General features: G+C 48.7%; 16 protein-coding genes. 9 read left to right on the plus strand and 7 right to left on the minus strand.

Annotated features, from left to right (window positions below; all coding sequences use genetic code 11):
- Window positions 1-6 precede the first annotated feature (6 nt).
- The 4 genes from panB to yjgA all read left to right on the plus strand — a co-directional run bounded on the left by panB (window position 7) and on the right by yjgA (window position 3,509).
- Window positions 7-807, plus strand: coding sequence for a 3-methyl-2-oxobutanoate hydroxymethyltransferase (panB, locus tag BTV99_RS09690; protein ID WP_075102239.1), 801 nt, complete (start codon window positions 7-9; stop codon window positions 805-807).
- A gap of 91 nt (window positions 808-898) precedes the next feature.
- Entirely contained in the window at window positions 899-1,780 is an 882-nt protein-coding gene (panC, locus tag BTV99_RS09695) for a pantoate--beta-alanine ligase (protein WP_075102174.1), read from the plus strand.
- A 182-nt stretch (window positions 1,781-1,962) separates the two neighbouring features.
- A complete protein-coding gene (gene rapZ / locus BTV99_RS09700) occupies window positions 1,963-2,940 on the plus strand; it encodes an RNase adapter RapZ (protein WP_372046632.1) in 978 nt (325 codons plus the stop codon).
- A 56-nt stretch (window positions 2,941-2,996) separates the two neighbouring features.
- Window positions 2,997-3,509 (plus strand): ribosome biogenesis factor YjgA, encoded by a 513-nt coding sequence (gene yjgA, locus BTV99_RS09705; protein ID WP_075102175.1) that lies wholly within the window; start codon window positions 2,997-2,999, stop codon window positions 3,507-3,509.
- 277 nt (window positions 3,510-3,786) lie between these two features.
- Here the strand turns inward: yjgA and BTV99_RS09710 are convergent, their stop codons facing one another.
- The gene (locus BTV99_RS09710) at window positions 3,787-4,407 is read right to left on the minus strand and encodes a thiol:disulfide interchange protein DsbA/DsbL (protein ID WP_075102176.1); all 621 of its coding nucleotides are present in this window, start codon (window positions 4,405-4,407) and stop codon (window positions 3,787-3,789) included.
- Between the two features lie 355 nt (window positions 4,408-4,762).
- Between BTV99_RS09710 and ubiG the strand changes: the two genes are divergently transcribed.
- From ubiG to BTV99_RS09730, 4 genes are all read left to right on the plus strand, one after another.
- Complete coding sequence (ubiG, locus tag BTV99_RS09715; protein WP_075102177.1) at window positions 4,763-5,611, plus strand: bifunctional 2-polyprenyl-6-hydroxyphenol methylase/3-demethylubiquinol 3-O-methyltransferase UbiG; 849 nt, start codon at window positions 4,763-4,765, stop codon at window positions 5,609-5,611.
- A 55-nt stretch (window positions 5,612-5,666) separates the two neighbouring features.
- Window positions 5,667-6,377, plus strand: a complete 711-nt coding sequence (locus tag BTV99_RS09720; RefSeq protein WP_075102178.1) for an HAD family hydrolase — start codon at window positions 5,667-5,669, stop codon at window positions 6,375-6,377.
- Window positions 6,378-6,476: 99 nt separating this feature from the next.
- Window positions 6,477-7,310 carry a YciK family oxidoreductase gene (locus BTV99_RS09725; protein ID WP_075102179.1) on the plus strand — a complete coding sequence of 278 codons (834 nt, stop codon included), beginning with the start codon at window positions 6,477-6,479 and terminating at the stop codon, window positions 7,308-7,310.
- Between the two features lie 184 nt (window positions 7,311-7,494).
- On the plus strand, window positions 7,495-7,761 hold the full coding sequence (locus BTV99_RS09730) for a DksA/TraR family C4-type zinc finger protein (RefSeq protein ID WP_075102180.1): 267 nt from the start codon (window positions 7,495-7,497) through the stop codon (window positions 7,759-7,761).
- Between the two features lie 117 nt (window positions 7,762-7,878).
- Here the strand turns inward: BTV99_RS09730 and BTV99_RS09735 are convergent, their stop codons facing one another.
- The 3 genes from BTV99_RS09735 to BTV99_RS13450 all read right to left on the minus strand — a co-directional run bounded on the left by BTV99_RS09735 (window position 7,879) and on the right by BTV99_RS13450 (window position 10,540).
- The gene (locus BTV99_RS09735) at window positions 7,879-9,108 is read right to left on the minus strand and encodes a GTP-binding protein (RefSeq protein WP_256713773.1); all 1,230 of its coding nucleotides are present in this window, start codon (window positions 9,106-9,108) and stop codon (window positions 7,879-7,881) included.
- A 79-nt stretch (window positions 9,109-9,187) separates the two neighbouring features.
- Window positions 9,188-9,946: a two-component system response regulator OmpR gene (gene ompR / locus BTV99_RS09740; RefSeq protein WP_075102182.1), complete on the minus strand. Its 759-nt coding sequence runs from the start codon at window positions 9,944-9,946 to the stop codon at window positions 9,188-9,190.
- Between the two features lie 420 nt (window positions 9,947-10,366).
- Window positions 10,367-10,540 (minus strand): hypothetical protein, encoded by a 174-nt coding sequence (locus tag BTV99_RS13450; protein WP_178377949.1) that lies wholly within the window; start codon window positions 10,538-10,540, stop codon window positions 10,367-10,369.
- 96 nt (window positions 10,541-10,636) lie between these two features.
- Here BTV99_RS13450 and BTV99_RS09745 point away from each other — a divergent pair, with 96 nt between their 5' ends.
- The gene (locus tag BTV99_RS09745) at window positions 10,637-13,159 is read left to right on the plus strand and encodes a Tex family protein (RefSeq protein ID WP_075102183.1); all 2,523 of its coding nucleotides are present in this window, start codon (window positions 10,637-10,639) and stop codon (window positions 13,157-13,159) included.
- A gap of 172 nt (window positions 13,160-13,331) precedes the next feature.
- On the opposite strand, the gene BTV99_RS09750 is transcribed toward BTV99_RS09745, so the two are convergent.
- The 3 genes from BTV99_RS09750 to BTV99_RS09760 all read right to left on the minus strand — a co-directional run bounded on the left by BTV99_RS09750 (window position 13,332) and on the right by BTV99_RS09760 (window position 15,961).
- The gene (locus BTV99_RS09750; RefSeq protein ID WP_075102184.1) at window positions 13,332-13,844 is read right to left on the minus strand and encodes a hypothetical protein; all 513 of its coding nucleotides are present in this window, start codon (window positions 13,842-13,844) and stop codon (window positions 13,332-13,334) included.
- Window positions 13,845-14,152: 308 nt separating this feature from the next.
- On the minus strand, window positions 14,153-14,398 hold the full coding sequence (locus BTV99_RS09755; RefSeq protein WP_178377950.1) for a hypothetical protein: 246 nt from the start codon (window positions 14,396-14,398) through the stop codon (window positions 14,153-14,155).
- A 276-nt stretch (window positions 14,399-14,674) separates the two neighbouring features.
- Window positions 14,675-15,961, minus strand: a complete 1,287-nt coding sequence (locus tag BTV99_RS09760; protein WP_075102185.1) for a trans-acting enoyl reductase family protein — start codon at window positions 15,959-15,961, stop codon at window positions 14,675-14,677.
- Window positions 15,962-16,373 lie beyond the last annotated feature (412 nt).

Consider the following 16,373-nt stretch of genomic DNA (forward strand, 5'->3'; position numbering starts at 1 on the left):
GGCTATATGACGACGTTATCTACGCTAAATAAATTTAAAAAAGAAGGCACCAAGTTTACGTGCCTAACCTGCTATGATGCGATGTTTGCGCGGATGATGGACAAGGCGCAGATTGACACGATCTTAATCGGTGATAGCTTGGGGATGGTCGTTCAAGGCCATGACTCAACGCTGCCAGTCACGGTTGACGATATGGTTTATCATACCGCCAATATCGCTCGGAGTAATAGCAGCGCTTTGATTTTGGCAGATCTGCCGTTTATGAGCTACGTCACGTTGCCAGAAGCGGTGGCCAATAGCCGCAAGCTGATGCAGGCGGGCGCGCACGTGGTAAAGATAGAAGGCGGTCGTGAGCTGTGCGAGCTGGTCACAACCTTAGCGCGGGCAGGCACCCCAACGTGTGTGCATCTGGGGCTGATGCCGCAGTCGGTCAATGTCTTTGGTGGCTATAAAATCCAAGGCCGCGGTGAGGCAGCAGCAGACAAGCTACTGGCTGATGCCAAAGCCGTCGTCGATGCAGGCGCAGCGCTGCTGGTATTAGAGTGTGTGCCCGCTGAGCTGGCCAAAGCGGTGACGCAAGCAGTCGCGGTACCAGTGATCGGAATCGGCGCAGGCGCAGATACCGATGGTCAGGTGCTGGTCATGCATGACATGCTTGGTATGGCGCACGGCCGCGTGCCGCGTTTTGTCCATGATTTTTTGACCGATGAGCGCAATCGTGCTGGTAGTATTGAAGGCGCATTTGCCCTGTATCAGCAGTCGGTACGTGAGGGCAGCTTTCCTACCACCCAGCATCAATTTAGCTAGTTTTAAGCTGGATTGATGATAGTTTGACAATTCTAGTGAGTTTGACTTTGTTTTTGGGCAATTACGATTATTAAGAACAGAAGGCTTTATCATGCCAATCATTTATCAGCAGATATCAGACTTGCGTGCAGCGCTGCAGCCGCATCGCACTCAGCAATCTATCGCTCTGGTGCCGACGATGGGCAATCTGCATGATGGCCACCTTGAGCTGGTAAACATCGCCAAGCAACACGCTGATATCGTTGTGGTGAGTATTTTTGTCAATCCCACGCAGTTTGGTGAAGGTGAAGATTTTGATAGCTACCCGCGCACACTGGACGACGATGTGGCAAAACTTGCCACAGTGGCAGCGGACTATGTCTTTGCGCCCAGTATCGAGGAGATGTATCCAGTCTTGCCGCCCGCGACAGCAGTGCTGGCAGGGACGATTAGCGCGCAGCTATGCGGGCAGTCACGTCCTGGACACTTTGATGGGGTGGGTATCGTGGTGTCAAAACTGTTCAATATCATCCAGCCTGATGCGGCAGTGTTTGGACAAAAAGATTACCAGCAGTTGGCGATTATCAAGCAGTTGGTGCGAGATCTTAATTATCCGCTAGAGATTATCGCCGCGCCCATTGTCCGTGCTGCTGATGGCTTGGCGCTATCATCACGCAATCAGTACTTAACGGCCAGCGAGCGGCAGGTGGCTCCTGTGCTCCATCAAGCGCTGCAAGGTTTGGCGCAGCAATTGCAAGATATAAAGATAGCGCCGCAAGGCTCGATATTGCCGCACATAACGGCGCTACTTGCACAGACGCGTGAGCACCTCACAAATGCAGGGTTTACTGTTGACTATTTACAGATAAAAACCGCTGAGCTGGATGCTATTACAGAGGATTTTGATAAAGATAAGCAAGATATGGTTATTTTGGTAGCGGCATGGCTTGGGCGCGCGCGTTTATTGGACAATCAGCTAGTGACGCTTAAGTAGTCATTATGCAATTCGCCGTCATATCATTAGACATCGTAATATCGCAATGTGCAGGAAGCAATAGCGTCAACTACCGACAACAATTGCCATAGCCGCTCTGTGGCAAAGGCAAGGCCGCTTTTGTGATGGCTGAGTAGCGTGGTTTGGTATGTATGGCTTGGATAACCTAGGACAGGTGGATGATGGACATGGATCAACACAATAGCAATCAGCCGTCTGAACAGGCTTTGGAGCAAGTGCGACGACCAGCCGCTGCAGATGCACTTAGCATCCTTGTCGTCTCAGGCCGCTCAGGCTCTGGCAAAACATCAGTGCTCAATATCTTAGAAGATCTTGGGTATTATTCTATCGATAATTTGCCTTTGTCTTTGGTGCCACAGGCAGCTCATAAGCTGGTGATGGAAAGCAGTATACGCCGTATCGCCTTTGGAGTCGATATTCGCACACCGCGCGCTGATTTGTCTAACTTTGCAGAGACTTATGAGGCGCTAAAGGCAACGTATGGCAAGCAGGCGGTCAAAGTCGTTTATGTCACCGCGCAAGAGTATACTTTAATCGCGCGGTTCAATGCCACTCGCCGTGTCCATCCGCTGATGTCGCAAGATGTGGATAGTGATAATGCCGGTCATATCGCCTTTAACCTGCCAGCGGCTATCAAAAGAGAGATAGAGCTGCTAGAGCCGATAGCAGGTCACGCTGATATCAGAATCGATACCAGCAGCTTAAATATCCATCAGTTAAAAGACAGCTTACGTGCGCATATCGGCATGGACAATCAGATTGTCATCAATCTTTTGTCTTTTGGGTTTAAGTATGGCAGCCCTATCGATGCTGATTTTGTCTTTGATGTAAGGGTGTTGCCAAACCCGCATTGGAACCCTGAGCTGCGAGCGGCGACTGGTCTAAATGCAGAGGTCGCCACATTTTTTGCCGACTATCCAGAAGTGGCAGAAATGACCGATGATATCGATCAGTTTTTGACGCGCTGGCTGCCTGAGTTTTTGCACAACAACCGTCATACCGTGACGGTAGCGATTGGCTGTACAGGCGGCAAGCATCGCTCGGTGTTTATCATAGATGCTTTGCAGCGCCGTTTGGCACAGAACATGCCAGCAGGGGTCAAGGTGTTGGCCAAGCACCGCGAAAAAAGCCGGTGGTAAACTCCTAGCAGACGTGCACCTTATTATTTTACTATTCATCACTTCGGAACGCTTTTATGATTGACTGGTCAGAACAGGATATGCGCGTCTCGCGCACAGAACTCAAAAAAGCCCATGAGCGCTTGCAGCAGTTATCCATACCGCTTGCAAGCTTGTCGAAAAAACAGCTAAAAAAACTGCCAGCCAGTGATTATTTTATGGCTGAGCTGATGGCATTGGCGGACATCACCAGTGCCAATGCGCGCAATCGTCAGACCAAGCGTGTGGGTAAGCTTATCGGCGAAGAAAGCCGCCACGAGCTTGTCAAAGCGCTGTTTGATGCCTATTTTCCAAAAGAGCAAGTCTCCAAAATCGAGAGCTGGTATGATCGCCTCAATATCAATGACGAAGGCACGCTAAAGCAGTTTGTCAAACAATACAAAGCTTCTGAGCGCAACAGCATGTATCAGCTGTTGTTATGGATTGAATACGCCAAACACATGCAAGATGATGAGCTACTAGCAGAATCAGAAGCCGATTTGGCCAGTTATATACGAGAAGTGGCCATCTTGTCGCAGCTCAAAAAATAACTGCCCAGCGTCGCTATAGTGATTTCAGTATAAAAACGATACAGTGGGACTGGGATGAATTTTACGCAGCATCTGTCGGCGTAGGCACAGCACGCAAGAAAAATTTATACCAGTCCCACGTTGACATACAATGTATCTGTTTTATTTAGAATCGACTATACAAATGCAAATAAATAAAAAAGCCAATCATCAAATGATTGGCTTTTATTTATAAGCTTACTATCACGATATGCCCGAGGCTGCGATAAGATCGAAGCGCTCGGTTAAAGGGCTGGGTTTATTTCTTTTCGGCGCGTGCTTTGTCGACCAAATAATCAACGACCTTGGGTACTTTGGCGCTTTCACCGGTGACGACGTATTTGCCTTGTACCACGACTGCTGGCACCCCTGAGAGCTGATAACGCTTTGCGCCAGCTTGTGAGCGGCCGATTTTTGTACCGACGGCAAACGAGTTATATAGGCTGTTAAATTTCTTTTCATCCACGCCTTTTGACGCATACCACTTGCTCAATGATGCTTGGTCAAAGAGTTTTTTGCCGTCTTTATGAATGGCATCAAACAAAGCGTCGTGGGTTTTGTTTTCAAACCCTAATAGCTGGGCGGCATAAAAACCGCGGGCGTTGGCTTCCCAAACAGGGTTTAGCGCCGCTGGGGTTTTAAAGAACGCGACATCTTTGTCTTTGGTTTTTGCCCACTTTTCCATATGCGGATTGAGGACGTTACAATGCGGGCAGCCATACCAAAAAAACTCACGAACAATGATGGCGTCACCGCTGATTTTTTCTGGATTGTCGAGCACGCGATAGTCTTTTCCGGCGACATAGTCGGCAGCTTGTGCGCCCATAGTGGCAAGTCCAATAGCCATAGCCAGACCAGTCAGTGTAATGACACGTTTCATACTTTATCCTTGAGATGTATAAACTTAGGGTGATGATGGGTTTTACCGCTTAGACAGGCCAAAAGTGCTAAAAGCTGTATAAACGATATAGTGTCGAGTACGGTCGACCTACCATAGAGTAGCGCCTATGATAACGTAAAACATAGGCGCTTGTGAATCCGATTCTTAACGAATGGTTGTAAAGCTGTGAGCGAATCAATAGCCATGACTCACAATCCGTGACGATGTACCTCACGACAAAGCCGCTACTCTCATGCTAATATTAAGGGTATCGTCGTGCGCGTTGTAGAAGTTGTAGACGTTGTACGACAATCCCTTCATATACGACACTTATAATGACAATAAAGGAAATATCATGAGCTCAGTCCATGCCTCTTCGTCAACTGCCAATGAGCAAACCGATAGCCGCGTCAATGATGCCGAGACTAACAGCATCAATGTGGATGCCAGCGAGGTGGATAAATTTAATAAGCTGGCAGGGGAGTGGTGGAGTAGCACGGGCGCCTTTGCGACATTGCACGAAATCAACCCACTACGCCTCAACTGGATAGAAGAAAATATCAAACGCGGCTATCAAAGCGCGCAGTCCTCTGTTGATGAACAGCACACTAATAAGACTGCCGAGCAGGGTCTGGCGGGCAAAAAAGTGCTGGATGTGGGCTGCGGCGGCGGGATATTGTCAGAGTCAATGGCACGCCGCGGCGCAGATGTCACAGGCATTGATTTGGGAACCGAAAACCTAAAAGCTGCCGCCCTCCACGCCGAGCAAAGTGGCCTTGGGCACACGCTGCGCTATCAGCATATCCCTGTAGAGACGCTGGCAAAAACGCACGCCGGTCAGTTCGATGTGGTGACCTGCATGGAGATGCTGGAGCATGTGCCGGACCCTCAGTCGATTGTGCAGGCGTGTTTTGAGCTGCTGGCACCAGGCGGGGTGTGCGTGCTATCGACGATCAACCGCAACCCCAAGTCTTATTTGTTTGCCATCATTGGCGCAGAGTATGTGCTGCGTCTGCTTGATCGCGGCACTCACGATTATGCCAAGTTCATCACCCCCGCTGAGCTTGACAAAATGGCTGGCTATGCTGGATTTAGACGCCAAGACATCATTGGCCTGCATTATAATCCGCTGACCAAACGCTACTGGCTGGCACAAAATGTCGATGTCAATTATATGATGGCGGTACAAAAACCACTACGATAGCGCCGTCCTCAAGTGATTTTGCCTATATTTATCTTTTAGACTAAGAGCATTTATTATGAGCCAATTTGTAAAAGCGGTTTTATTTGACCTTGATGGGACGTTAATCGATACTGCTGCTGACTTTGTCCGCATCATCGCAAAGATGAGCGGTGAAAACGATTGGCAAGCGCCGCCGGAGGGGCAAATTCGAGAGCAAGTCTCTGCCGGAGCCTCGGCCATGGTGCAGCTGATGCTGCGTCATAATGATCAACTGCAAGCGAGTGATGAAGAGCTGCAGCGCTTTCGTCAGCAGTTTTTGGACGATTATGAAGCAGACATCTGCGTCGATAGCTGCGTGTTTCCTGCGCTCGACGAGGTACTGAGCACACTGGAAGCAAAAGGCGTGCCATGGGGTATCGTCACCAATAAGCCGCGTTATTTGGCCGAGCAGCTGCTCAGTGTGATGCAATTAGATGAGCGCTGCGCGGTGCTGGTGTGCCCCGATGATGTCTCGCGCTCAAAACCTGATCCCGAGCCAATGTATGTGGCCTTAGAGAAGCTCGGTATTCCGCGCGGTGCGGCAGGCTGCGTACTCTATGTCGGCGATCATATACGCGATATCGAAGCCGGTAACGCCGCTGGCATGCCGACGATTTTGGCCGCTTATGGCTATATCCCGCCTGAAGACCAAAAAAGCCTAAAAAAATGGGGCGCAGACTATATTACTGAGACGCCTGAAGCGTTAAATAAACTTTTATTGTCTTCGGGGCAGTTCGATTATTTATAGCCTCTACAAGATAAGCACTACAATCTAAGCCTTAAAAGCCATTTATCGAAATATCGATTAAGCATCCTAACTATTTAATAATAAGCAGTGAGTAATGCCATGAGTGACACTACGAATCAGCCAACCAAACCGCAGAGCAGTACAGACACAGCTGGTTTTACCCAGCCATTGACACATGATGAAATCCGCAGCTTTGTACCCCCTGACAACTGCTTGGATGGCAAGACTATTTTGGTGACAGGAGCAGGTGACGGTATCGGGCGGGTCGCCGCCTTGACCTATGCGCGCTATGGCGCGACTGTATTGTTGCTCGGACGTACCAGCAGCAAGCTTGAGTATGTCTATGATGAGATTGAGAGCTTTGGCGGCAAGCAGCCTGCCATGCTACCGATGAACCTAGAGGGTGCCACTTATGCCGAGATGCAGCAGCTAGAGGGGCTGATCGATAAAGAAATCGGCCAGCTAGATGGTATCTTGCATAATGCTGGTCTGCTTGGGCAGCTGACACCGCTTGAGATGTATGACGTCGATACCTTTGCACAAGTGATGAAGGTCAACTGTACGGCGACATTTATGCTGACGCAGGCGCTGCTACCGCTGCTCAAAGACGCAGACAATGGTTCTATCGTCTTTACCTCTAGTAGTGTGGGCACGCATCCGCGCGCGTTTTGGGGTGCCTATGCGCTCTCCAAGCAGGCAGTAGAAGGTATGAGCGATATCTTTACCCAAGAGACAAAAAACACCACCAATTTACGTTTTAATTGTATCAACCCGGGTGGGACGCGTACCAACATGCGTGCTCATGCCTACCCAGGAGAAAACCCCATGAGCCTAAAACCCCCTGAGGATATCATGGCAGGTTATGTCTGCTTGATGAGTGATGCCAGTATCGGCGTGCGTGGGCAAGTGGTCGCGTTGCAACCAAAAGACTAGCGATCGCCAATAAGAAAAATGGCTCAGGCACGTCTCATCATGATTAGCCTATATCTGATGATGGCGTCCTCATCTACCGCGACTAACTGGCATTGTAATCTATAAAGACGTCCCCATCTATTTGTTATTAAAGGCTTTTATTTTTTAAAAGCTAAATAGCATTAATAATAAATAGGATGACGTTATGGCAGGTGGATGGTCAAGAGATGGTGCTGAGCACGAGCAAATGGATGCAACGGTCAACGACGCATTAGAGCGGGCGCGACGGGCTATGCCTAAAGGTGAAAGCGCTGAGTTTTGTGATGAGTGTGGCAATGCGATCCCACAAGCACGGCGACTGGCCGTACCCGGAGTGCAGCACTGTGTCGGCTGTCAGAGCGAGCTTGAAAAAACCGCACGGGCAACGGAGCTGTTTAATCGGCGTGGTAGTAAGGACAGTCAGCTTCGATAGCAGGCACACATGATAAGAGTAAATTGAAAAAGCCGATACTTCTACAGTATTGGCTTTTTGTGTGTGTAGCCTGTATTGAAGCTATACAGAAGCGACCAATAAGTAAATAGAGGCTCGCTACCCTAATGCCACGACCATTGCCATAAGCTGACGATCATAGATTTGCCAGTCGATAGCGACAGGCGTATGGTCAGCGCCATCATTGCTGCCATTGTCAGTACCTTGCAAAATGACCTCCAAGCGGCTATCGCTCTGCGCACCGACTGTACGGGTAGTTAGGCTATCAGGCGTGAAGTTCAGCTGCAACCAGCCATCAAAGGTGTGCACCACGCCTTTGATGCGTTGCCAGTTTGGTAGCTTCAGCAGCCAACTTTGTAAGGTATCTGCGGGCAGCACATAATGCGCTGGCAGTCGCCAACCGGCCAAGAGCAGGTCTTGCTGTGTCTCGTGATAACGATAAGGCAGCTCGTTATCGGTATTATTCTGGGCGCTACTGCCAGCCAAGGTAGTACCGGCCAACGCAGAGACAGCAGGAATGTTACCTTGCAATGGCGTGCGAAGTGCTGATTTGGCCAATGGCCCAAGCGCAACCTTGTGCTGACGGTTCAAGACCTGACTGGGCTTGGTCAACTGCTCGCGTAGCATGGCGATATAGGCTGGCAGCGCGTCATTTTTGTCACTGCTACCATTGCTGCTGTTATCGGGATTATTGCTATGATCGCTATCATGACTAACGGCCGCAGCAGGCTCATGTGCCGCCCAAATGATAATAGCGTGCGGATTCAGTGTAGCTATCCATGCTTGTAGCGCTTGTATTTCGTCGGCGCTTAGATGGTCGTAACGATTGATAATCAGTGCATCGGCCTCTTGCACATGCACCGCAAAGCCCTCATGCTCACGATATTTGGCTTGCTGCCATTGTTTGGCATTTAAGACGGTGAGTACCGCTTGCATCTGTAGGGCAGTTTGCCAATGTGGCTCGCTCAGCTGCTGGACGAGCTCGCGAGGGTGAGCCAGTCCGGTCGGCTCGATGAGCAAACGCTGCGGCTTGTGCTCACTGAGTAGGCGGCTGATGGCGATTTGTAAGGGTAGCTGACTGGTACAGCAAATACAGCCGCCGCTGACCTCTCGTACGGCGATCGTCTCTTGCGCAGCCTGCCACCAATCAGCACCTTTTAGCAGCGTACCATCAATACCGATACGACCAAACTCATTGATTAAGAGCGCCCAGCGCTGTTCGGTCGGTTTGGTAGTCAGTAAGTGATTGATGAGGGTTGTTTTGCCAGCACCCAAAAACCCTGTCACTAAGGTGCAAGGTATGTTTTGAAAAATAATTGGGTTTTTCACAGATATGCTCATCATATTGGCACATGTTTGTGAGTAACCAAACACGGCCTATATTAAAATAAATTAAATCAGTCAAAAGCTATTCACTCTTGGCGGTTTCGGCTTCTGCCTCATCTGGTACAAACACATAACCCACGCCCCATACCGTCTGGATATAGCGCGCTTGTGACGGATTGTCCTCAATCAAGCGGCGCAGGCGTGAGACCTGTACATCGATAGAGCGCTCCATCGCCCCCCATTCACGGCCCCGCGCCAAATTCATAAGCTTATCACGAGTCAATGGCTCGCGCGGGTGTTGCACCAAAGCTTTTAGGACGGAAAACTCGCCTGTTGTCAAAGTCACGACATTGCCGTCGCGTTTGAGCGTACGCGTTGATAAATCAAGTGTCCATGGTCCAAACTCTACCACTTCTAGCTGATGGCTTGGCGCACCCGGCAGTTCACGGTTTTGACGACGTAGTACCGCTTTGATACGTGCCAGCAGCTCTTTTGGGTTAAAGGGTTTTGGTAAGTAGTCATCAGCGCCTGCTTCGAGGCCAGCGATACGATCAGCGTCACCACCTTTGGCGGTGAGCATGATGATAGGGATGTCGGCATTGTCTTCACGCAAGCGCTTACAGATACTAATGCCGTCCTCACCAGGAAGCATCAAATCAAGCACCACCAACGAAAACAGCTCGCGCTGCATCAGCTTATCCATCTGACTGCCATCATGGGCGGTACGCACGACAAAACCATCGTCTTCTAAAAAGCGCTGCAACAAAGAGCGCAGGCGGGCATCGTCATCGACGACCAAAATACGCTGAGTCAAAGTATCTGGGCTATTATTATCTGTCATACAGGCATCCTCTTATAAAAATTATTATGAATATTCATTATCGGTGTCACGCATAAATTGCGCTGAGCAACACCCTTATCATTATTTGCTCTGTGATTAAAAACTGTCTAAAAAATTATCTAAAACACTATCTAACAACAAAGTTCCCTCTTAATATGCCTTATAGTCAATCCAATATAAAAACACCATTTCATTGAGCGACTTGATAGCCAGGTATCTGATTTATTTGGGTTCGACTATAGCTTTCTAAATATAGAAGCACACAAAGTTATGTAGCGGCGTTAAGCGATACAAAATATAGTAGATACACTCTAAAAATGTCATAGCGCTACTGGGATGAATTTTGCGCAGCCTCTGGGAACGCAGCACGCAAGTAAAATTTATACCAGTAGCGCGTTTAAATCCATAACAGTTTTACATTCAGCTAACTAGAGTCAGACTTAGAGATTCACGCTGCAAGACACCACCAAACAGCGCCGCTGATACTTTAGTGTATAAGATTGCACCAGCAATTGCATCACCCATCAGGATAAATGCTGTATGCGTTTGTTTAACAACGCCGAAACAGAAAGGATAAAAGGCGATATCGGCCATAAAATATAGGCAAAAGCGCAAAAAGATAAAAAGGATTTTTATTCATGCAGCTTTTGCTATAATGCAAAACTACATTTCTCAACGATTGATACGTATATGAGTAGCACTGATACCTTAACGCCATCTCAAACCCAGACAAATACACAGGTTTTGGATGCAACCACACACGCGAATATTCACGACAAGCTTGCTCGCGCGCTTGGCATTAAGACTGCTCAAGTCAATGCGTTTGTCAAACTTTATGATGAAGGCGCGACAGTTCCTTTTATTGCGCGTTATCGTAAAGAAAAGACGCAAAATCTTGACGATGCACAACTGCGAGCGCTAGAAAAATCGCTCAACTATGAGCGTGACATGGCCAGTCGCCGCCTCAAAATCACTGAACTGCTCAGCACGCAAGGCAACTTGACAGATGAGCTGCAGGCGCGCATTGACAATGCGACATCGAAACTTGAGCTAGAAGACATCTATCTGCCATACCGTCCGCGCCGCCGCTCTCCTGCGGCCAAAGCCCGCGCCGCCGGTTTGGATGTACCGGCACAAGCGCTGTTGACCCAAGAGATTACCCCAACTGATGCATTGGCAGATTATAAGGCGCCAGCCAGTATCTCTGATGACAAGGGCAATGAGATAGAGGTCGACTTTGGTGATCTAGACAAACAACTGGCGGGCGTACAAGCCATCATCATTGATGAATGGACGCAAGCGCTGGATTTGCTTGATAACTTGCGTAATGGTTTTGCAAAGACAGCGAGCATCGTATCGACTGTCGCCAGTGACGAAAAACGCGAAGTGGGCGAAAAATTCAAAGACTACTTTGAGCACAGTGAGAGCCTAGCGCGCCTGCCCAATCATCGCCTACTAGCCATGCTACGCGGTCGTCAAGAGAACGTCTTAGGTATAAAAGTCGATGGCGAAGACGCTCCCTTTATCGAAAAAATCATCAGTCATTTTGATATCGATGCCAAAGCGCCTGCTGCCCGTCGTGAGTTTTTGCAGGCGGCGGCGACCAGTCTCTGGAAGGATAAATGGCGCCCGCATATCGAGCATCGTTTATTGACCGAAAAACGTCTGACCGCTGAGGCCGATGCAATTGAGGTGTTTGCCAGTAACTTACAGCATCTACTCATGGCTGCACCTGCTGGCCGCAAGGTAATTTTGGGTGTCGATCCAGGTATTCGTCACGGCGTCAAGATGGCAGTTGTCGATGCCCAAGGTCATGTCATGTTAGATAATGAAGACAAGCCTGTGGTGGCGACTGTCTATCCGTTTGCTCCTGATAATAAGATGGATGAAGCCAAAAAAATCATCGATGAGTTATTAAGCACTTATAAGGTTGATTTGGTGGCTATCGGTAATGGTACGGCCAGCCGCGAAACCGATGCGATGATCAAAGAGATTTTGGCCGCCAACGCTGAATTAAAAGCCAAAGCCGTGATCGTCAATGAATCAGGCGCGTCTGTTTATTCTGCCAGTGAGCTTGCCAGTGATGAGCTTGCTAATTTAGATGTCTCGGTACGCGGTGCGGTTTCTATCGCCCGTCGCTTGCAAGATCCGCTATCTGAGCTGGTCAAAGTCGATCCAAAAGCCATTGGCGTGGGTCAATATCAGCACGATGTCAACCAAAACCAATTGGCCGACAGCCTTGATAAAGTCACGCAAGATAGTGTGAACGCGGTTGGTGTTGATGTGAATACTGCAAGCCCAGCTATTTTGGCGCATATCGCTGGTCTAAACAAAAACGTCGCTCAGCAAATCGTGACTTATCGCAAAGAGCACGGCGCTTTTGATAGCCGTGAAGCCCTCAAAAACGTGCCACGCCTCGGGGTCAAGACCTTTGAGCAAGCGGCAGGATTTTTGCGTATCCACGGTGGCAGCAACCCGCTGGATGCGACAGGCGTTCATCCAGAGAGCTACGCGCTGGTTGATAGCTTGCTGGCGCAAACTGGTAAAGCATTGCCAGAGGTGCTGGGTAATGGCAGCGTATTAAATAGCATTGATACCACAGCACTGGCGGCCAATGACGACAATGTCAGTGTAAAAGCCATCATTGAAGAGCTGGCAAAACCTGCGCGCGATCCACGCCCTGAGTTTAAGACCGCTAGCTTCCGTGAAGACGTCAATAGCATTAAAGACTTAAGCGAAGGCATGCAGCTAGAAGGCGTGGTGACCAACGTCACTGCCTTTGGGTGTTTTGTGGATGTCGGTGTGCATCAAGACGGGCTGGTACATATCTCACAGATGGCCAATGATTTTGTCGCTGATCCGATGAACCGTGTCAAACCAGGCGATATCGTCTCGGTACGTGTCATCTCCATTGATGAAAAACGTGGCCGTATTGGCTTTAGCATGAAGCCTGAAGCAGAAAAATCAGCGCGGCCAGCCGCCAATCCTGCGACCCGCAATACTGGTGGTGATGAAAAAGCGAGCCGCCCGCGCAGCAATCGTCCAAACAACAAGCGCCCAGCGGATAAGCGTGCAACAAAACCGCGTGACCATCGTCAAGCTAATGACAGTGCCTCTAACCGCAGCAAGGCTCAAAAAGCCGACGCACCAGCAAAAATGGGGACTTTGGGCGCACTGCTACAAGAAGCCGGCGTGACCAAAAGCAAAAAATAATCAGTATTATAAAAAATAGAAAAAAGGCAGCCATTGGGCTGCCTTTTTTGTGTCAGACGCTTGTATCAATTGTGCCGTACTAGGCAAAATACTATCTGTGTTTATGCTGTTTGTTAGCGACGCTATAATTGAGGCGCTGCTATTATCGAGACGCTATTATTGCGCCCAAATCTTAGCGTGCGATAGCGATACGGCGATTTTCTTTAAACTCGACATCCGCAGGCTGCGTTGCGAGTAGCTCACCACGCTTGTCTTTTTTCTTTTCTTGTAATGTGATTTCTGTGTTGGCAGCTTCGTCGTCGGTTGCGCCTTCACCTGCCAATAGTGGCTGATAGTTTGCATCACTGTGCTGCATGTTGAGTGCTGGTGCAGGCTGCTCGGTTTGCGCAGGTTGCATGCCAGCCGCTGCCATTGCATCATTTTCTTCCTCAGTAGCTTCGTTAGTCGCCACCTCCATGGCTGCTGCATCTGTGATAGCAACTGCCTCTTCACTTTCTACAGCGCCAGGTTGAGTGGCCAGTAACTCACCATCTGGGCCTTCGACTTCAGCTTGTAAGGTATTGTCTACGGGTTCGGCCAGTTTATCCGCTGGGGTCACCTCTGCTGTGTTGACTGGGGCTGCCATCGCCATGGTTGGTAAGATAAGCGTCGCACCCATAAGTAGTGATAAAGCCATGTTTTTCATAATAAAACTCCAAAATATAATAAGATGATTATGTACAAAACCACAAATCCGCGCATAAGATGGTGAACTTTGGGTCACTACCTTATGTGCTGATACGATCTTGTTATTATTCCCAAACGCAAAATACCAGCTCTAGGGCCAGTATTTCAGTAGTAAAGTCATTAAGGTTCTAACAGCTTGGTGTTTTCTTGTGACATTATGAAACGTTGGTAATACATTTGCGACAATATCTATCCAAGCTTGTCTTCGGTTGTCTTCGTTTTTTGGCGCTTTGAGCGCGTATTTAAAACAGGTTATATGCCAATCCTTTATTCATTTACCTCTTTCGTTACCTGAGGTATCTCGTCAGCAGCAGGAACGCGAACCACAGGGAAGGTTTGGTTGATTTCTGTGTTATCAAGGACGCCGGTATCGGCCTCTGCGCTCACAATCACAGCGCGATTGGCACTATCTTCGATGGCGATTGCCGTGCCTTTAGTGGTGTTGACGCGTTTGATTTGATCGTCTGGAGCGATAATGACTTCTTTGACGCTGTACTTGGCTGGACGTATCACGCGCGTTGTCTCAACGACGACAGGCTCTACGCTGCGCGCTTCAGTGACCGCAATTTGTGCCTCTGGGGCAGGGGCTTCACTGACGAGTTGTATTTATTAACAGCCGCTCAGATTTGTCATTTGATGTTTCACTACATTTTCTAAAGTTTTTGCCATAAAAAAACCGCACCTTATAAATAAGACACGGTCAGAGACTATAGTCGATCTGCTATAAAATAAGTACAATACGGCTGGGATGCATGTGATGCAGCCCCTCATCTACCCATGATAATAATGTTAGGCATCGACTACTTCAAAATGAAGGCCGGCATGCTCCTCTAAGCGCGACAGTAAGGTATCGCCCATCGCGGCCGCTGGCGTCCAAAATCCGCCAGCCACATCGTCTTTGCTGATATCTTGTGCCAAGCAAAGAGCGGCCTGTGCCAACATACGTGAAGTGCTGCCATAACCTGGGTCTCTATCGCCGGTGACTTTGGTATTGATGGTCTGGTTGTCAGTGGTTTGACCAAACAGGCGAATATCGAAGTAGCCGTTTTCTTGCTCTTCTTTAGAAGGGCCAGAGCCTGACTTGGGCAGCACATGCTTAGATAGTAGCTCACGGCTGGGTTTGATCATCATCGCTGTGGCAAATCCAAATAAGCCTGCGCTCATCGCATAGCTCGATAGTTGACCTTTGACGCCATCCTTCATCCACATCGCTTCATCGTATTTAAACTGACGTCCATACTCATAGCCGAGCAGTTGGTTGGTGCGATGGACGATACGGGTGTTGATACTGGCCATGACAAAAGGCGCAAGCCAGCGTTTGTGTTCGCTGTCGTATTTTGGTTTGCTGATGTTGTCTTGGCGTACGCTTGGCGCGTCTTTATCATCGTTTAGCAAATAAGGGTTGGCCACCTGCTTGCGGCGCGATTTGTCTTCTCCGACTTCTTCAAATATCGTTGCCATTGAGGCAATAGTGCCGCCAGACAGTCCACCCTTTGCCGCCTTGACGCGCATATGAATGACATCACATGTCTCACCAAATCTCTCTTCGGCTTGCTTTTGGGTAAAATAAACCCCCAAATCTGAAGGAATGGAATCAAACCCACAGGAGTTGACAATACGAGCGCCATTTTGTTTTGCCGTCTCCTGATATTTATCCATCATGTCTTTGATAAAGATGGCCTCACCGGTCAAATCGACGTAATCGGTGCCATTTTCTGCACAAGACTTGATCAATGGCTCGCCGTACTTGAGGTAGGGGCCGACGGTTGAGATGATGACTTGGGTTTGTTTGGTCATCGCATCGAGGCTAGCGGCGTCGTTACTATTGGCAATGATGGTGTCGACTTTGCTGGCAAGTTTGGACTGCAAGTCGTTTAGCTTTGCTTCATCACGGCCGGCGATGGCCCATGTGACATTAGAGCCGTCTTTGTTTTTGGCATTTGACAAAAAATGGGTCAAATAATGAGCGGTGATTTGCCCGACAAAACTGGTCGCCCCATAGAGCACGACCGCATAAGGTCGTTTTTCAGTGTTGTTTGTAGCGGTGTGATTGGTCGTATCCGTATTGGTATCCATAATTCTCTTCCTTATATGAATGGTTGTTTGTAGCGGCTCGTTCATTATCGTAGCTACCATCATCATAGCAACTTTTGCTCAATGATCATCTGGTCAAGTGCAGTACTAACAGTCATTTTATGGTTGGGTTGCGACAGTCAGTTCTCTATAAAAATGTGAGAGCAAGGCTGATGATTAGGGCGTGTCCTCCATACTGTGCCTAGCTGCTTTTTAGTGGGTCACTTTTTTAATGGGTCACTATGAGGGGTTATAACAGATTTAATGGACAAAAAAAGCGTGACTTATAAAACACCAACTGTCGCTACACACAATCTTTATAAACACAAACAAGGTTTGGCGAGTATTAAGATTTGCTACAAAGGTTACATAATCCACCGATATTATTACCAAAATGAACGTTGTCTGGCGACAA

It is taken from the genome of Psychrobacter sp. Rd 27.2, assembly GCF_001921755.1.
Taxonomy (GTDB): domain Bacteria; phylum Pseudomonadota; class Gammaproteobacteria; order Pseudomonadales; family Moraxellaceae; genus Psychrobacter; species Psychrobacter celer.